This is a genomic window from Mucilaginibacter sp. OK283 (genome assembly GCF_900110415.1).
Lineage (GTDB): Bacteria > Bacteroidota > Bacteroidia > Sphingobacteriales > Sphingobacteriaceae > Mucilaginibacter.
In genome coordinates, this window is sequence record NZ_FODR01000006.1 from 277,060 (window position 1) to 294,731 (window position 17,672).

Annotated in this window: 15 protein-coding genes; 6 read left to right on the plus strand and 9 right to left on the minus strand. The window is 42.2% G+C overall.

All coding sequences use genetic code 11. The features are described 5' to 3' along the window. Positions 1–57: 57 nt before the first annotated feature. On the plus strand, positions 58–1,734 hold the full coding sequence (locus BMX56_RS16290) for an ATP-binding cassette domain-containing protein (RefSeq protein ID WP_090650176.1): 1,677 nt from the start codon (positions 58–60) through the stop codon (positions 1,732–1,734). Next, positions 1,727–2,782, plus strand: coding sequence for a glycosyltransferase family 1 protein (locus BMX56_RS16295; RefSeq protein ID WP_090650178.1), 1,056 nt, complete (start codon positions 1,727–1,729; stop codon positions 2,780–2,782). The genes BMX56_RS16290 and BMX56_RS16295 overlap by 8 nt, the downstream gene beginning before the upstream one ends. On the opposite strand, the gene BMX56_RS16300 is transcribed toward BMX56_RS16295, so the two are convergent. Genes BMX56_RS16300 through BMX56_RS16310 form a run of 3 tightly spaced genes read right to left on the minus strand, consistent with a single transcriptional unit; the run spans position 2,768 to position 5,790 of the window. Further along, on the minus strand, positions 2,768–3,880 hold the full coding sequence (locus BMX56_RS16300) for a glycosyltransferase family 4 protein (RefSeq protein ID WP_090650180.1): 1,113 nt from the start codon (positions 3,878–3,880) through the stop codon (positions 2,768–2,770). The genes BMX56_RS16295 and BMX56_RS16300 overlap by 15 nt on opposite strands. Positions 3,881–3,882: 2 nt before the next feature. Beyond that, positions 3,883–5,052 (minus strand): amidohydrolase family protein, encoded by a 1,170-nt coding sequence (locus BMX56_RS16305; RefSeq protein WP_090650182.1) that lies wholly within the window; start codon positions 5,050–5,052, stop codon positions 3,883–3,885. Beyond that, the gene (locus BMX56_RS16310) at positions 5,053–5,790 is read right to left on the minus strand and encodes a class I SAM-dependent methyltransferase (RefSeq protein ID WP_090650185.1); all 738 of its coding nucleotides are present in this window, start codon (positions 5,788–5,790) and stop codon (positions 5,053–5,055) included. It abuts the gene before it with no gap. A gap of 269 nt (positions 5,791–6,059) precedes the next feature. Between BMX56_RS16310 and BMX56_RS16315 the strand changes: the two genes are divergently transcribed. The 4 genes from BMX56_RS16315 (at position 6,060) to BMX56_RS16330 (ending at position 10,407) form a co-directional block, all read left to right on the plus strand. Continuing rightward, entirely contained in the window at positions 6,060–6,806 is a 747-nt protein-coding gene (locus tag BMX56_RS16315) for a class I SAM-dependent methyltransferase (protein WP_090650187.1), read from the plus strand. A gap of 121 nt (positions 6,807–6,927) precedes the next feature. Further along, a complete protein-coding gene (locus BMX56_RS16320; protein WP_090650190.1) occupies positions 6,928–8,400 on the plus strand; it encodes a B12-binding domain-containing radical SAM protein in 1,473 nt (490 codons plus the stop codon). Next, positions 8,397–9,245: a class I SAM-dependent methyltransferase gene (locus tag BMX56_RS16325; RefSeq protein WP_090650192.1), complete on the plus strand. Its 849-nt coding sequence runs from the start codon at positions 8,397–8,399 to the stop codon at positions 9,243–9,245. Before BMX56_RS16320 ends, BMX56_RS16325 begins: the two co-directional genes overlap by 4 nt. Positions 9,246–9,528: 283 nt before the next feature. Beyond that, positions 9,529–10,407, plus strand: a complete 879-nt coding sequence (locus BMX56_RS16330) for a DMT family transporter (RefSeq protein WP_090650195.1) — start codon at positions 9,529–9,531, stop codon at positions 10,405–10,407. A gap of 9 nt (positions 10,408–10,416) precedes the next feature. Here the strand turns inward: BMX56_RS16330 and BMX56_RS16335 are convergent, their stop codons facing one another. The 6 genes from BMX56_RS16335 to BMX56_RS16360 form a co-directional block, all read right to left on the minus strand. Next, positions 10,417–11,379 (minus strand): hypothetical protein, encoded by a 963-nt coding sequence (locus BMX56_RS16335; RefSeq protein ID WP_090650197.1) that lies wholly within the window; start codon positions 11,377–11,379, stop codon positions 10,417–10,419. A gap of 124 nt (positions 11,380–11,503) precedes the next feature. After that, entirely contained in the window at positions 11,504–12,820 is a 1,317-nt protein-coding gene (locus BMX56_RS16340; protein WP_090650200.1) for an O-antigen ligase family protein, read from the minus strand. Next, complete coding sequence (locus tag BMX56_RS16345; protein ID WP_090650202.1) at positions 12,795–13,925, minus strand: DUF1972 domain-containing protein; 1,131 nt, start codon at positions 13,923–13,925, stop codon at positions 12,795–12,797. The genes BMX56_RS16340 and BMX56_RS16345 overlap by 26 nt, the downstream gene beginning before the upstream one ends. Position 13,926: 1 nt before the next feature. Then, positions 13,927–14,997 (minus strand): glycosyltransferase family 4 protein, encoded by a 1,071-nt coding sequence (locus BMX56_RS16350; protein ID WP_090650205.1) that lies wholly within the window; start codon positions 14,995–14,997, stop codon positions 13,927–13,929. Continuing rightward, the gene (locus BMX56_RS16355) at positions 14,994–15,962 is read right to left on the minus strand and encodes a glycosyltransferase family 2 protein (protein ID WP_090650207.1); all 969 of its coding nucleotides are present in this window, start codon (positions 15,960–15,962) and stop codon (positions 14,994–14,996) included. The genes BMX56_RS16350 and BMX56_RS16355 overlap by 4 nt, the downstream gene beginning before the upstream one ends. Next, on the minus strand, positions 15,952–17,616 hold the full coding sequence (locus tag BMX56_RS16360; protein WP_090650210.1) for a hypothetical protein: 1,665 nt from the start codon (positions 17,614–17,616) through the stop codon (positions 15,952–15,954). Before BMX56_RS16360 ends, BMX56_RS16355 begins: the two co-directional genes overlap by 11 nt. Between the last annotated feature and the right edge of the window lie 56 nt (positions 17,617–17,672).

A 17,672-nucleotide genomic window follows, 5' to 3' on the forward strand; every position in this document is an offset into this window, starting at 1 on the left:
ATTACGCGCCTGGTGCCGTAATGATAAAGTACTAAAATACTTTATCATTACGGCATTTTGAAACACGTTTTTAAGGGAATTCTTTCGCTGCTTAGCGTAACCGAAAAAAACAGGTTGTACAGGCTTATCCTGCTCGATCTGCTTATCAGCGTACTGGATATTGCCTTTTTAGGGGCATTGCTTATCATCATAGGGCTTTATACCTCGGGCACGCCTGTTCAACATCATTTATTACAGCTTAACTGGCTTAAACAGCAATCTATACTGCCAATCGGTTTATTTATGCTGCTGTATTGCGGCAAAAACTGGCTGGGCTACCTGATTACCCGATTTCAGCATCATTTTTTTTACGGAGTAGCGTCGCGATTGTCGAAAAGGAATATCCTTCACTACCTGAAAGATGATTATATCAAATTTATTAATGTCGATTCATCTGTACACATCCGCCAGGTAAGTCAGCAGCCTATCGAATTTAGCCATTACATCCTCAATAATGTACAGCAAATTATATCGCAAAGCCTGCTCATTTCATTTACCATCGGCGCTATATTGATTTACCAGCCATTGCTGTTTTTTTTATTGCTGCTGGTGCTGTTACCGCCCATAATTATCCTGGCGTATTTTATCAAACGGAAATCGAAACAGGTGCGCGAACAAACAAAAATAACGAGCGAAAAAAGTATCCAGTATCTACAGGAGTCGTTAGCCGGGTTTATAGAAGGAAACATTTATGATAAGCGCACTTTCCTGGCCGATAGGTACGCAGGTTACCAGGAGCAGCTTAATAACAATATTGCGGCCCAACAAACGTTGCAGGGGCTGCCTGCAAGATTGGTAGAGATTTTTGCCATTTTTGGTTTTTTTATCCTGGTGCTGGTTAACAAATGGGCGGCACGTGGGGCAGTGGTTGATGTGCTTACTATTGGCGTTTTTATTACAGCTGCCTACAAAATCATCCCCGGTATTATCAAAATCCTGAACAGTATGGGGCAAATAAAAACCTATGAATTTACCCTGAATGATTTACTTGCTGTAAAAGAACCCGACGCGTTGCAAAAAGCAGGCACACTTAATATTGTTGAACCCATTGGCTCTATCCGTTTTCACAACGTCTGTTTTAGTTATGTAGACCAACCGGTAGTGGCCGGCATTAGCTTCGATGTTTACGCAGGCGATTTTGTTGGCTTATCGGCAGCCTCGGGCAGTGGCAAAACAACCATCATTAATTTATTGCTTGGTTTTTTGACGCCTCAGTCGGGTTATATTTATATAGATGGGAAACAAACTGATACCCATAAAAGACAGCAGTACTGGAAAAAAATAGCTTATGTAAAACAACAGAACTATTTTATTCACGATACCATCCTTAAAAACATTACGCTTACTGATGATCAGGAATATGATACCGCGAAACTGGAGGAGGCCATATCCTTTTGCGGACTTGCCCCCTTGCTAGCCGGCTATCCCGAAGGCATAAATAAAATAGTGCGCGAAAATGGCAAAAACCTGAGCGGCGGACAAAGGCAACGCATAGCCCTGGCAAGGGCCTTGTACCACGATTTTGATGTGCTGATCATGGACGAACCGTTTGGCGAAATGGACCAACAGGCAGAGGAGGCTATACTTACCCAACTAAAGCAGTTAACAGCCCAGGGCAAGATCATATTTTTTATAACACACAACATTGCAAGCCTGAGCCATTGCAACAAAATAATCCCTTTAATAAATGAGTAAGCCTGAAGCATTGGTCATATTAACGCCGGGTTTCCCTGCCAACGTTAACGATACCATCTGGGTACCGCCTATGCAGGGTTTTGTCAGGACTTTAAAACAGCATAATCCAAACATGCATATCGTTGTTATCAGTTTTCAGTACCCTAATACAGCTTCAACATATAACTGGTGCGGAGTCGAAGTTATAGCCATTGCGGGCAGGGGCAGGGGGCAGGTATTCAGGTTAATAACCTGGCAACGGGTATGGCAAAACTTAAAAAAGCTTCATGCCAGTTACAAACTTATTGGTTTATTAAGCTTTTGGATGGGGGAGTGTTCCTTTATGGGCAACCGCTTTGCAAAAAAATACGGTTTGCCGCATTATGCATGGCTGCTCGGGCAGGATGCGAAAGCCGGTAATGATTATGTTAACAGGATAAAACCCGACGGCAGTTCAGTAATCGCGATATCAGATTTTGTGGCAAAAGAGTTCAGGTTAAATTATGGCATTCAACCGGCGCATGTTATCCCTACAGGTATCGATGTAACGCTTTTTGGCGCCGGTGCAGCCCATCGCGACATCGATATTATGGGTGCAGGTTCGCTTATTCCGCTTAAGCAATATGATCTTTTTGTAAAAGTGATCAAAAGCCTGGTTACCGAATTTCCGGGATTAAAAACGGTGATATGTGGCAACGGCCCCGAAATGGATAATTTGAAAAAACAAATAAGCAGGCTTGGGCTGGAGAATAACATCGAACTAAAAGGCGAGTTGCCACACCCGGAAGTATTGGCCATGATGCAACGTTCCAAAATATTTTTACATACATCACGCTATGAAGGTTACAGCACCGTTTTAAGCGAGGCTTTATACGCGGGCTGCCAGGTGTTGAGCCTGGTTAATGGAATGAATACAAGGCCATCTCAGCACCTCGTACCCGATAATGTCGAAGACTTACCGCTTATTATTAAAAAACTGTTAAACGATAAAGAATTAAAGCACGAACCTGTGCTAATTTACACCACCGAAACAATAGCGGCCCGCATTACCAGCTTATTTATCCATTAATTGATGACAAATATCAACCAGGTCGTCGGCTATGGTTTTAAAGCTTAGCCTTTGGGTAAAATGGCTTAAAACAGCTGCCGAGAGCTCTTGCAAATCTACCCCCTCAAGCCCCTTAAGGGTTTCGCCTAATGCCCCGGCATTCCCCGGTGGATATAAAAATCCATATTGGCCATTTAAGGTGATTTTTTTATACGATGGGATGGTGGTAACAACAGGGATGCAGCCGCAGGCCATAGCTTCTAACAAGGCGTAGCCGCTGCCTTCTTTATGACTGCCCGATATATAATAATCTGCTGCGCTAAACCAGTAAGGCAAGTCGGTATTAGCTACCTGACCCACTAAAGTGACCGAATTTGATAGCAGGGCAGAAGATGTTATTAACTGCTTTATATCATTTAACAGTGCATCGGTTTGGTAAATCATGTACAACTTTGCAGCGGGATTAACGTGCAGGTAATCATGAAAACCGTTCAAAACGGTTAAAGGGTCTTTATTTTTATTCAGGTGACCCACCCAAATGAAGTTTGCTTTACCGGCAATGCCGGTATGTTGTTTTGCCAGGGCTTTATCAATAGGTTTAAAAACGGTAGAAGCTTCTAATAATTCAAATATCCGGGCATCAGGTTTAATAATGTTCTTTTTTTTCCAGGCATCCGCATTGCCGGCCGAAGTGAAAAGGAAGGCATCTGTCATATTGCAGGCTATCTTTTGCAGCCGGCCTTTTAAGCCATCCGAGGGTAATTCGCCATGATGCTGTATAACCAGTTTGAACTTGTTGCCACAAAACAATTTTAAAAACATTACTTGTAAAGGGAATACCAGGCCTTGTACCAGCACAATATCAGGCTTTAATTTCCAGATAAGAACATGGGTTTTTATAGTGAGAGACCAGAACCTGTTGCGGCCTTTAAAAAAATAATAGGGTACGCCGTTCATTACAATATCCTGTTCAAATGTTGTATGCTTTACGAAAGCAAAATCAAGCCTGTCCTTAAGGTATATAGCAAAGGTGAGCGCCGGGGCATGGTTTTCTGTTACCTGCTGCGGGCGGGTATAATTTAGATGGGAATAATAAACAAGATCGATCAGCTTTATCAATTTCAGATAATTTGATGTTGTATAAAGGTAACCGGGAAAACAACACCTGGCAAATACGATTGAATGGAGGCCATCAACTCCCCGATATTTCCTTCGACATATTTATAGGACTCACCCACCTTTATCAAACTGAACGATTTTCCTTTTAATGCACCGGCCAGCACAGGCAACAGTTCCTGGTCAAACAACCTGATGTTCCCTTTCTGGATCACTATTTGGATGTTTGTTGGCCGTGTAGCAAAAAAGGCGTCATAACGGCCAGCGCCATGGTTTGCTTTCGCGATAACCAGGTCGGCCTGCCTGCTGGCAGCAATTTCGCCGGTATTAATTGCCCATGTTTTTGCTGCAGTTTTATTGAGCGATTGGTATAGTTCCTCGTCGGTAAGCATCCCTATGCTACGGGCCATACTAACGTGGTCCCACATATTCCAGTTACCTGTAAGGGTGGAATCTGACCCGAAAAGAATATCAGCAAACGCTTTTAGTTTATGTATATCTGCCGTTTTGTTCAATAGGTAAAAGTTCGATTCGGGGCACCAAACAATGGCCTTAAAATAAGGGGCCTGTTCTTTGCTCATAGCTACAGCGTGAACGCCAACCAAAGCACGTCCTAATTTATTCCAGCTAATCAGTTCATCTATTTCGCGGGTGGCCAGTTCATCTGTCCCTTCACCCGTATGGATAACTACCGGTAGTTTGCGTTTTAATGGATTGTTGAGCCTAAGCTTCCAAAATTTTTCGAGCGCTGCGGAGTGCAGGTCATGCGTTTCCTCAAATATGTTAATCAGGGCATTATCAACATGTACTTGTTGCCCGTGATTTACAACGGTAGTAACGCCGCACAGTAAATTTTTATAGATTCCCCAAAGTATACGCTGGTGTCGGGGGATATTGAGCACCGCAGCAATTTCGGCTTTAAACTCCTGGTGAATATGTGCTCCCCATTCAATATAGTTATTATAAATGTGATTGCCCAGTTGCGGGAAGAGGTCAAAATCAAGATGATCGTGCGAGTTAATCAGGCCGGGTAAAATGATGGAGTTTTCAAAATACAGCGATAGCTGATCATCGGCGTTTATCATCGATAAACTAACCTGATCAATCTTTTCGCCTTCAATTTTGATATCAACTGCCCGCCCGCCATCAGCCGGTTTTACATTCCTCAGTATCATTTACGCTCTTTTTAAATAAATGCCATAAATAACCGGGAAGCCAACGTATTTTTCGTAAACATGCAGGGCGTTGGCATCGGCGTAAAATTGTTTCATGGTTTCATCAATTTTTATTTCCTGCTGTGTTATCAGGTTAAAACCATCGTTTGATAGCGCTTGCTTTATGGTAAATATAGGATGTAAATAGTTACGCACTGCTATTAATGCATTACCATGTTTAAAGGTACGCTTACCGCCAAGTGCCAGCATATGCGGGTGAAAATCGGTGATGATGATTTCGCCACCCGGTTTAAGCAAACGGCACCAGGCATGCAGGGCTTCGTCTATATCTTCAATATGGGCAACGGTAAGTGTTGACACTATCATATCGAAAGAAGCATCCGGGATATCAGAAAATAAATTATCGGCAATTTTTAAGGTACTTGCCTTCGGATATTTTTCTTTTAATTTTTTTAACATTCCGGCCGATACATCAAAGCCTGTTAGCGCAGCCGGCTGTTTATTAAATATAGCGGGCCATTGCCTGCCGGTACCACAGCCTATATCAGCTATAAATTTGCCTTTCAGCTCCAATCCTTCCAACAGGCCTTTAAAAAGTTTTTCGTCAAGGTGCAGCATTAAGTTGCCCGGCTGCATATCGTGGTCAGAAGCCCACAGGTCGTAAGCCTCTATAACGCCTTTTTCGGTTACAGGGGGGGCTATTTTGCTTTTTATATAGTTTTTGGCGGTTGCCAGCATCGCGCGCGTTTTTATAACAATAACGGATACCGGGGCTTTAGGGTTGCCCCGCCCTTTTTATTTTGCCACAGGCAACCCCGGCAGTTTGGCTGTCGTAATATATGATGAATGGTTTAATTATCGATCTGGGTTGGCAGTGGTGGGAGTGAAGCCCGTCGCTGCTGTTTAACTGCGAATGCTACATGAATAAGATATTACTTTATAGCCCTAAAAGCACCGATGCCAGGCGTCGCGTACAAAACTATATTTTAAACTTAGCCCAATAACAATTGAACCCCGAAAGAAACGATATTGCCATAAACCAGAGTCCGATAGCTAATGATGCATTTGAGGCCATGTACGTTGCTGTGCGCGATAAAGAAGGCAGGCTGTATAGCGATAAACAAGTAACGCGCCTGCCGGATGTTGATTCCGGTCACCGGTATTATAAAGAATGGAAAATGAGAAAGCATTCTGCCGAACAGCTAATCGCTTTCCTTAAAAAACAACGGGGCCCATTGGATATCCTGGAGGTTGGTTGCGGCAATGGCTGGCTTTCGGCTAAACTTGCTAACATCCCCAAAGCTAAAGTAACCGGGATAGACCCTAACAGGATAGAGATTGAGCAGGCCAATAGGGTTTTTAAAAAAAGGAACCTTAAATTTATCCATGCCCCGTTCAGCGGCACTGCGTTTAACGAAGGAATTAAATTTGACGTGATTATTTTTGCCGCATCCATCCAATACTTTCCATCGCTTAAGGAAGTTATGAATAATGCATTTGGTTTGCTGACCTCCACCGGGCGGGTACATGTACTCGATACCCATTTTTATCATTCGGGTGAAGTTGAAACAGCAGCCGAAAGGAGTAAGGATTATTTTACATCAATAGGTTTTCCGGAAATGGCGCAGTATTATTTTCATCATCCTTTAAAACAGGTAATGCATCTTAAGCACAAGGTAATGTTTAATCCTACTGCGTTTTTTAATAAGATATTCAAAAAAAGTGTTTTTTACTGGATAAAAATAAAATCCTGACTAATGAACAGCCAAAGTGTATTACAAACTTTTAAGGGTAATGAAAATCAAAAGCAGCTTACCAAAGTAAAACTTGTTTGCTCGCTTAACCTGTCGCCATTAACCCGTCTATCTTAATTTTATGGACCAGCTAAATAATATATTGTTCACTCATTCCTACTTTTTACGGTTCGATCCCAAGCAATGGGCAATAGGGCAGCCGTACGCACCGCTGGGTACACTATATGCCGCATCCAATATGCGGATGCATGGTTATAACGTATCTTTTTTTGATAACATGTTTTCGTATACGGCGCATGATGTTGTGCCCGCCATAGCGCAAAATAAACCCGGTTTTTTTGTGATTTACGATGATGGGTTTAACTATCTCACCAAAATGTGCCTCACCAATATGCGCGAGGCCGCGTTTAAAATGTGCAAGCTGGCCAAAAAGTATGGTTGCACCGTAATTGTCTCCAGTTCCGACTCGACAGACCGTTATAAAGAATATTTGAACGAAGGCGCCGATTTTGTAATCATAGGCGAGGCTGAACAAACGCTGTTGGAACTTACCAACGCCATCAAAAGCGGTATTGAAGATATTGCGCAAATACAGGGACTTGCTTATATCAAAAATAACATCCCCTTTAAAACCATCGCAAGGCCGGTATTGAAAGATCTGGATACCTTGCCACTGCCCGCCTGGGATTTGATTGATATTACCCCTTACCGCGAAAGCTGGCTTAAACATGCGGGATATTTCTCGATGAACGTTGGTACTACCCGCGGCTGCCCTTTTAAATGCAACTGGTGCGCTAAACCGATTTATGGCAACCGCTATAATTCGCGCAGTGCCGAAAATGTGATTGCCGAGCTTAAGCTTTTAAAAACCATGTTCAACATGGACCATATTTGGTTTTGCGACGACATTTTTGGATTGAAACCCGGCTGGGTAAAACAGTTTGCCCAACTGGTAAAAAAGGAGGGGCTGAAGTTCAGGTACAAGCTCCAATCACGGGCAGATTTGTTGCTGGACGATGAAGATGTGGCTGCGCTGGCTGCATCCGGCTGCGAAAATGTATGGATAGGCGCCGAGAGCGGTTCGCAAAAGATACTGGACGCGATGGATAAAGGCACCAGTATTGAACAGATAGCGACAGCCACAAAACTGATGAAAAAGCATGGCATCAGGCCATCCTTCTTTATTCAGTTTGGCTACCCCGGCGAAACAAAAGATGATATCGCCCTTACTATCAATATGATCAATAACCTGTTGCCCCATGAAATCGGGATATCTGTATCGTACCCATTGCCAGGGACTTTATTTTATGAAAAAGTAAAAGCCGACCTGCGCCAAAAAACAAACTGGACAGACTCCGACGAGATGGCGCTGATGTTTAGCAACACGTTTAGCGCTGCGTATTATAAGCAGCTGCATCGCTACGTGCATCAAAATTACCATGCCCACCTGGCCAAAAACAGCCTGGTAAAACTCCTGAAAAATCCATTTAAACCCAGTTTAAAACGTATCAGGAAGGCCGCGTCGTTTATTTACCATGCCCCGGCAACTTTGATAGAAGGGTTTAAACTTCAAAAACTGGAAAACACCGTATGAGCCAAATCAGCTTTGTAAATAATGAAGCAAGCGCATCAGATGCCTTTAGCAGGCAATCTGCGGTATTTGACGAAATTTATTCGGGCAATACCATTATCAATTACAAAAGGGCAAGGGTAAGGGAACATGTACTTCAATATTTAAAACCGGAGGGCAGTATACTCGAATTGAACAGCGGGACAGGGGAGGATGCCATTTTTTTTGCCCAACAAGGGCATTATGTTCATGCTACAGATATATCAACAGGGATGCAACACGAGCTTCGGCAAAAAGCAATGCCCTATAAAAACCGTATAAGCACCGAAATTTGCTCATTTACCCAACTGGATCAATTAAAACAAAGAGGCCCGTATGATCATATATTTTCCAACTTTGGCGGCCTGAACTGTACCGGTGAGCTGGAAAAAGTTTTGTTATCATTCGATAGTCTTTTAAAACCCGGCGGTAAGGTAACGTTAGTTATCATATCGCCATTTTGCCTGTGGGAAACATTGCTTGTTTTTAAAGGACGGTTCAAAACCGCGTTCCGGCGATTTTTTAGCAGCAAAGGGAGATCTGCCCATATTGAAGGTGCTTACTTTAAGTGTTTTTATTATAAGCCATCATTCATTATCAATACTTTACAAAAGTCATTTAAAGTATTAGGTATTGAAGGCCTGTGTACAATAGTGCCACCATCATACATAGAGGGTTTTGCCGAAAAGCACCCTAAAGCATATAAATTCCTGAGCAGCAAAGAAGACCGGCTAAAAAGCGCCTGGCCCTGGAAGTATATCGGCGATTACTTTATTATTTCGCTGGAGAAAAACAGCACACACGAATTTCACGAATTTACATCGGTTTAATGTTAACCTTGTTAAAATATAAGGCATTGGTTATTAAATAGTTATATCCTATCGTATTTAAAATGTGTTAAGTTATGTTAACCTACTTTAAATGCGTTGCCCCTGCCTGCACAATTAGGCCCTAAACCAGAGAATTAACTATTTACTTTAGAGTTCTTGTCTATAATATCCATTCGGATAGCCGGAGAACCTGCCATGTTATTCGTGAAATTCGAAAAAATACGTGTGAATTCGTGTCTCTAAATTGGTGTTTATCCTACCTTTGCGGCCATATAATACGCCCATGGTAAAAAAAATCCTTCCTGGTTTATTGTTTAGTATTCTTTGGGCAACCGGGTCTGTCGCTGTAAAATTCGGAATCCGCTCGGCAGATGCACTAATATTGGCCAGCATCCGGTTTATTGCCACCGGCTTCATATTCGGTCCTTTTTTTGGCCTGGTCAGGAATGAACGTTTCTGGCCGCTAAAAAGCGAATGGAAAAGCATCGTCATTTACGGCTTTTTATGCACCACTTTAACTTTAGGTTCGTTTTTTGCCGCCCAGCGATACGCATCGGCCGGTATCAGTATGTTGTTTATAGCGGTTGCGCCTTTACTAATCGCCCTTTTTTCGTCAATAATTGTTAAACGGAAACTTACCAGGTTCGAAATTATTGGGATGCTGATTGCATTTACCGGCCTGGTGCTGGCTTCTGCAGCGGCGCTGCCTAATGCCAGTATAAAACCCCTTGGTATCATATTGCTGCTTATTTACATTTTTGCCTATGCATCAAGCAGCGTTTACTTCTCTACATTAACTATGCGCTTGCCTAATGTATCGTTCAATATTTGGCAGGTATTTGTCGGTGGTATAATTTTGCTGCCGTTTTGCCCGCTATTTGGGCAGCAACATGTACACCACATTAACGTCAACCTGTTTTTATCCCTTTTTTGGCTAATTGTGGTGCTCTCATTTATCGCCAACCAATTGTGGCTATACCTGGTTGGCCAGGATGCTGTAACCGCCGGGACCTGGCTTTATCTTACGCCTGTATTTGGGTACGGTTTTGGTTACCTTTTACTTGGCGAACAAATCTCGGTTTACGCTATAGCGGGAACTATTTTGGTGGTAACCGGGCTTGTGGTATCTAAAATTAAAGCTGTACAGCAGGTTTCAGAATAAACTATCTTTTCAATGGGCTACACTATGCTGGTTTTCGGCAAGCAATTGTATTATTTTATTTTGAAAGCGCCTAATCAGGTTCGACTGAAAATTTCCCGGATCGGGTTTGGCACAATGTTTACCGGTAACTATGGCCAGTAATACGCCATGATCATTAAGCTTCTTTTGCCTGGTTTTCTCACTCCACCTGCGCGATGTTATATTCATAAAGCCATCATCCAGTAAATCGCCCAGCTTATTGTTAAGTAAAAATTCAGCCAGGCTTTTTAACCAATTATTTTTTAGCGACTTAGCTGTTGATACCCGCATAATATGATTAGGCAGGTATTTGCGCGTCCAAACGTTGGCTGCAAAAAAATCAGCAAAAGTAGTGTCGCCCTGGATGGGTATCAGGGTAACTACTTCTGTAGCGGTATATATATTTTTTTCGGCTATTTCAAGCGCTTGTTCATCTACATAATAGTTCATGCAAAAGCAATGTTGCTTATTTACCAGGAAGGTTAGCTTCTTAAAAAAATGCATCAGGGTACGCGCTACCCAAAGGCGATTTGCCGCAGTAATTATAAACAGGTCGATATCTGATCGGTCGTCGGCATAATTTTTAGATAGTGAGCCCGAAATAGCGATACCCCGCACGTAAGGGAAATTAATAAGTAAGCTGCCAACCTTGCGTGCTGTATTAATCATTTCAATAGCCTTTTGGTTTCCTTTGTTACGGCGCTGCGCCAGGTATTGATCGTTTTTTAAACAGTAAAACTTATCAAAACGGTATACCATCCGGGTTTCTATCAAGCAGGTCATGGCGTCGTCAAAAGTCTTGCGTTCATATTTTACCTGCAAAAACAAACATATCTCTTCGCGCGTAAGCGGGTAATTAAACACATCAAAGTAGGCCAGCGTAGTTAATATGTTCTTTTTAATTTCTGACACAGTATTGATGCTTGGTTGATTAAAAACGGACCTGATCTGCATTATTTATAGTATTAAGTCTTAAGTTCTGAGTCTTGAGTTCTGAATTTTATCTCGCCGTTGTTGTAGGCTTGTAACTTAGGACTTTCTACTAAGAACTATCTACCATTTTATAGGCGGCACAACATTAGTATGACGTAAGTGCTAAACTGTTGGTTGCCACTTCATCTAAATATTCCGGGCTTTTATTTTTGACGATTTCTTCAGGCTTCACTTCGCCGCCGGAAAACAACAGCAAGGCAAAAAACAAGCTGTAAAACATAACACCCTTATCGGCATCCAGCACATTTTCTGAAAGCGAAACAATGGCAATCAGTAGCATAAAGCTGATAAATACCACGTCCTTTTTTAGGATAGCGGTTTTAAAACCGTATGCCAGCGTTATCAAATAAACAAGCAGCCCCCAAATGCCCGATTTTACCAGGAAGCTGAGGTATTGGTTGTGCGAATTCAAGTTGGCTAAAAATGAGTCGTACATTTTAGCCTTAAAAAATTCATCGTGTAACAATTTCTGCTCAGAACCGGAGCCATGACCAATTAAAGGCTTCTGCTTAATAAGTTGGGCTACCACGTGCCAGCGGGCCAGGCGCGAGTCGGTACTCTCGCCGGGTTTAAATGCCGAAAAATCATCTGTCAAACTGGTTAAGTAACGTTCTTTGAATGAGGACACATTTAAAATTGTTGCAAAAGCCAACGCCGATATTGCTGCGCCGGCCATTATAAACTTCAGCCTGCTTTTACCCTTAAGCAGGCAATACGGGAGTACCAGGTTAATAATTATAAATAAAATCGCCAGAATTGATTTTGAACTTAGCTGGATAAGTCCGCATAACAATATGAAGCTGCAAATACCGCAAATTAATTTTACAGGCAATGTTAGCGGTTTAAACAATAGCGTTAACAGGTATACCAATGCTACCACCAACTGTAATGAAAAAAAAGTGGCATGTATATCAAGCGGCTCCGAGAAATTATGATTGGTAAATGCCGGCGAAAAAATGGTTTTAAGCGGCAGATGATAATATTTAATGGTGATAAGGGCATCAATATATAGGTAGATGATGGTTGCCGTACACACAATGGCAAAAGCAAATAAAAAATTAGCCCGATATTTTTTTAAGTCGAGGCCGTTTAATAAAAATACTGGCGGCAAAATCAGAATGGGTAAGCGCAATACCCATTCGTTAAACGCTTCGGAACGGTAAAGGGAGTAAATCGTGGCAACAAGCGTAACAAAAAAAACAGATTGCAGTACTACAGTTTTTAATGTGAGCATAATCCTTAGCTTTTCCTTTTGCAAATGGATAAACGTATGCACAATAAAACTAATGAGTATAATATGGCTGTAAAACCTGTCAAACGGCAGGCTTGCCATAAGTAACATGATGTGGTAATAACTTACCTTATTAGCGTTATTATCATTTATCAGCAATAATTGCTTCATGGTTTTTGTGTTTATAGCTTTCGATAATAAACTCCTCGTATTGGTCAATTACCCGCTCCCAATTAAACTGGTACTGAATTTTATGCAGGTTATTCATTACCATATTTTTTTCGGGCGCTTTACGCTGCACATTCTCTACCAGGTGGGTTACTTCGGTCGCATTTGAAAAATAAAAAGCATCCGTATTTAATACCGACTTATTAAAGGGGTTATTATGCGCCGCTATCAGGGCCTCGCTGGCCATCGCTTCTAACAAGGATGGATTGGTGCCTCCAACGCTATGCCCATGAAAATACAGGTAAGAGTTATTTTGCAACGAACGTACCTTGGGCGTATCAAAAATGGCGCCTTTAAATTGAATGCGTTGGTCGTTGGCAAATTTATTGGTGATGAACTTGCCAAAACGATTGCTGGTATCGCCCAAAACTTTAAACTTTTTGCCCGAATTACTCCTGTTAAAACCTTCCAGGATGGCTTCGATGTTATTTTCGGGTTCCATGCGTGCCATCAGCAAAAAATAATCCTCCTTTAGCGCTTCGCTTACATCATATTGCTCGCGCTCAAAATCGGTAAAAATATCTGCACCATAGGGGATGTATTTACTGTTGATGTTATACTTATCCTTCAGATACGACTTTATCACCCTTGAATCGGCAACATAATAGTCGCTGTGTTTAACTGCCAGCTTTTCGGCATATTTTAAAAACTGCTGTACTGGTTTGGAGTATTTAGTCCGTTTCCACTCCATGCCGTCCATATTGGTAATAATGGTGCTGTGTTTAGGATAAAGCTGTCCCCAAACCGAACTGCTGGTATAGCCCATAAGCATTACCACATCAAAATTTCGTTTACGGGCATCTAACAGGCAGTTCATGTCATAAACAAATTGCCCTGCGGTACCAACCAGGTACTCAGGATCATAACAATGCCTTATTTCGACACCGTTCCAGCTATCCTGCTGATATGGATGATTGTGTGAGTTATAAACCGTTACCGAGTGGCCGCGCTTTACAAGGCCGGCCGATACATATTCCGAAATATGTTCAAACCCACCGTAGTAATTTGGTACACCCCTGGTCCCTAATATGGCTATGCGTAGTTTCATGTTATAATACAGATTGGTATGCTTTTAAAGTTTCAGTAGCAGCCTGTTTCCAGGTATATTTTTGTAAAATCTTATCGCGTAAATCTTCGTTAACGGGGGCCTGGCTGGCTTTTTCAATGGCAGCCAAAATGCTTTTAGGCATTGCCGGATCGCAATAAAATGCATCGTCGGCAAAATATTCCCTTACATCGCCTTTGTCGCTGATAACCAGGCTGCAGCCCATTAAGGCGGCTTCTATCGAACTAAGGCCGGTGGTTTCAAACCAACTTGGTAATACATGTACTTTGGCCTGTGCATAGTACTTTACCAGTTCATATTGCGGTATCTGCTCAATGAAGGTGATGTTATCTGCCGCTGTTTTGCGGCATTCCTGGTAATAAGCTGCCTGGTTGGGAGAATGGGTTCCGATAAGCAGCAAACGGTAAGGCGTGTTATTTAATGCTTTTATCAGGTTCAGCTGGTTTTTAATGCCTTCTATCCTGGCAACACAAAGCACCAGTTTATCATCTTTTGTTACCGAGGCATCGTATTTAAACAAATGCTGATCGGTGCCGTTCGGTACCACCATGTGCCTTACTTCGCCCGGGTAATTGTTTAATACCCGGTGATACTCCGAGCGGGAGTTGGGCAATATCATAGCCGCCCGGCTTAAAATATCCAATATACTTTTGCGCTGTCCCTTCCAGGTATAAGCCAAACTGGCCAGTTTATCGCGGCCAAGCAGGTAACGGGCTATGGTTTTAACATATTCCACACCATCTGCCGGCAAATACTTGAAAATTCTGCCCAAACCTTTACGATGCTGCTGATCATACTCGCTGTAATTACATAGTATGGTTGATATCACGAATGGCTTTTCGGCCTTATGGCTATGGTATAAAATATCGGCAGGACGGCTGAGGTTAAAAAAATGCAGCAGGTCGTAATTGTTGTAATTAATGTGCTCGTTTGCCAGTTTTATATCGGTGGTAATGCCCATAAAAGTAAGATGGCGCGCGGTTTGCACCACCTGCACGGTATCGCCGCCGGGCACGGTATACAAGGTTGACCGGGTGATGAATGCTACTTTCATATCGCAGCACCTCCTGATACTAATTTATGCAGCCAAATAATTACTCGTTCCGGAAGGTAGCTAACAGTATACAGCAGGTAGTTATCTAACCTTAAGGGCGAGATGCTGATAGCCCTGGCCACATGAACGCGGGCCTTTTGTGGCTGAAAGTTATTAAGCAGTAGTTTTTTACCGCAAAGCGCATAATAAGAGCCTTGTTTTATTTTAGCCGAATATTGTTTTTCGCCTATTTCTGCCAGTAAACTGCCTTCCCGTTTACTTATAGCGCGGTTTTTAAGCGTAGCATATTTGATATCCCTGAACTTACGGGGCCTCCATTTTTCATCAATGGTGATTGATTCGGGGTTTAGCCTTACTTTAATTAAGGGTAGGGCAAGGTTGCAGGCCTTTTGATCTTTTAAAATATTAACCCATAAAAAATGATCTTCAAAGCTATAGGCATGCTCATTATACCCCCCCTTGCTAATTACCATATCTTTTTTGTAAAAAACACAGGAGTGAATGAAAGGGCAAACCGAATATTTTAACTGCTGAATCTCGTCGTTATCAAAAGCCGGGGGCTTATGGGTAAACAAAAAGTGCCCCTCCATGTCAATATAGTCAGCAGCAGATCCAATTACGCTGTACTCTGGATTCGCTACCATAAAATCATACTGCAGTTGCAGGCGTTCGGGGTAGCAAATATCATCGGCATCAAAGCGCGCTATATATGGCGCACGGGCATACTTCAGTCCGTTGTTAAGCGCACCGGCAATACCTTTGTTATCCTGGTAAATTACTACAATGCGCTGGTCGTCAAATGAACGGACAACGTCGATCGTATTGTCTGTCGATCCGTCATTTATTATAAGTAATTCAAAATCCGCAAAAGTTTGTTCCAGTACCGATGTTATGGCATCGCCAATATATTTACCGGCGTTGTAGGCAGGCATCAATACCGTTATTTGTGGGATGCTAAAGTTCATGTGCCAACAGTTTAGGGGATTTGGTTTCTTTGATGTTTAGCAACAGCAACAGTTCGAAAAATACGATAACCGAAAGCTGTTCAAACCAGTACTCGATAAAAAATGCTGCCAGCATTAACAGCAAAAGGGGCAGGCCATAAGTTAAAGCTTTATAATGCCTGGCAAAAAAGCCAAGGTAGTAAACGGCAAATACGAGTAAACCAATAATGCCATATTCGGCTAATAACTGGTCATAAACCGAAAACGGACTATTGGTTAACGAATGAAAGCCCGCCCTTTTGCTGAAATAATTGAGGTACAGGTCGAGATGATTTACCATAAAATCATGCCCGATGTAGGTGAATTTATGCGGATAGCCTCCGGCAAACCCCAGGCCGGTAGCCCTAAAAGCCAGCTTCGACGAAAAATTGCCCATACCTGCGCCGGTTATTATTTTATTAATATGGTGACGCAAAAAATTGGTTGTTTGTAAAAAGCCAATCAGCTTGCCGGGCCTATCCAGCCTGGGCACTACAATTTCCTGCCCGGCAACCGGCAACGCCGTCTTGTGTGCATCAATAAACTGCACCAGTTGTTTTTGCTCGGGAGGGGTTTGGGTACTGCTTTGATAAGGCGCCGAATTAATATCGGGCCCCTTAATGGCTATCCGGCCGCCTTCGGTTTCGTAGGGCTTGTCCTGTGGCTTTATAATCTCCGTTCTTTTGGGATGGGCTGCCTTATAAACGCTATCCCTGAAAATGATGGCCTGTTTTTGCCTGTGTTCATCAAAGCTTAATACACTATCCGGTCTCGCTTCTACAGGTACATTTGCCCACACCGGGGGGGTGGGCGGGCTTGGATCTTTATGCAGCAGGATCGAAATTGCGTTAGTTGTATATTGATTATTTTGAGGCGAGATTTTCGCCATAAAAACGCCTAAAAAAACCAGGCAAACTACAATCAGGCTTTTTTGATAACGATCTGTTTTGAAAATAAATAACATTAAAAAAACGAGAACTATAACAATATTGATAAAATTGCTGCCCGTAAACAATAAGGTAGCCATACACACAAAAAGCATGGGGGCGTTTTTGCGCGTTAAAAAGTAGATTACGCCAAAAGCATTTAGCATAGCGTTGGTTGTGGAGGTATCAAAAGTTACACCCCTTATATAATCGCCGGTGTTTAAAAAATACTTTTGCAGCTGACCCTGGTAGGTATAAGGGTTAATGGCATGGGTCTCTAAAAATATGGCAGCCAGGTTGCCGGCCGAGAATAATGCATTGATAATAAAAAAAACCAGAATGGTTTGATGTATTACGACAGGCTGGTTTTGCTCAACAGCCAGCTTTACCTGGTGAATGGCAAGGATGCATAATATCCAAAACCCTATACCAGCCGATAACATAATGTTATAATTAAGTTGCGTATAATTTTTGCCTATAAACCAGTTAATAACCGCTATAGCTATTACTAATGGATAAAACAGGGGCAACCGGGAGTTTTTGAAACTAAAACCGAACTTGAAATTAAATTGAAGGAGTGTGAACAGGATGATAACCGGGATCTTGATGCCGATTTTTACGTTCAAAAATAAAAGCAAAAAGGCCAGTAGCTTCCAATCCACCTTTTGCTTTAATTTATCAATGTAAAAAACTGCTTTGTTAACCAACATTATCCTTGGGCATTTAAAGTCATTACGACCTGAAAACCGTATTGGTTGCCTGCGTA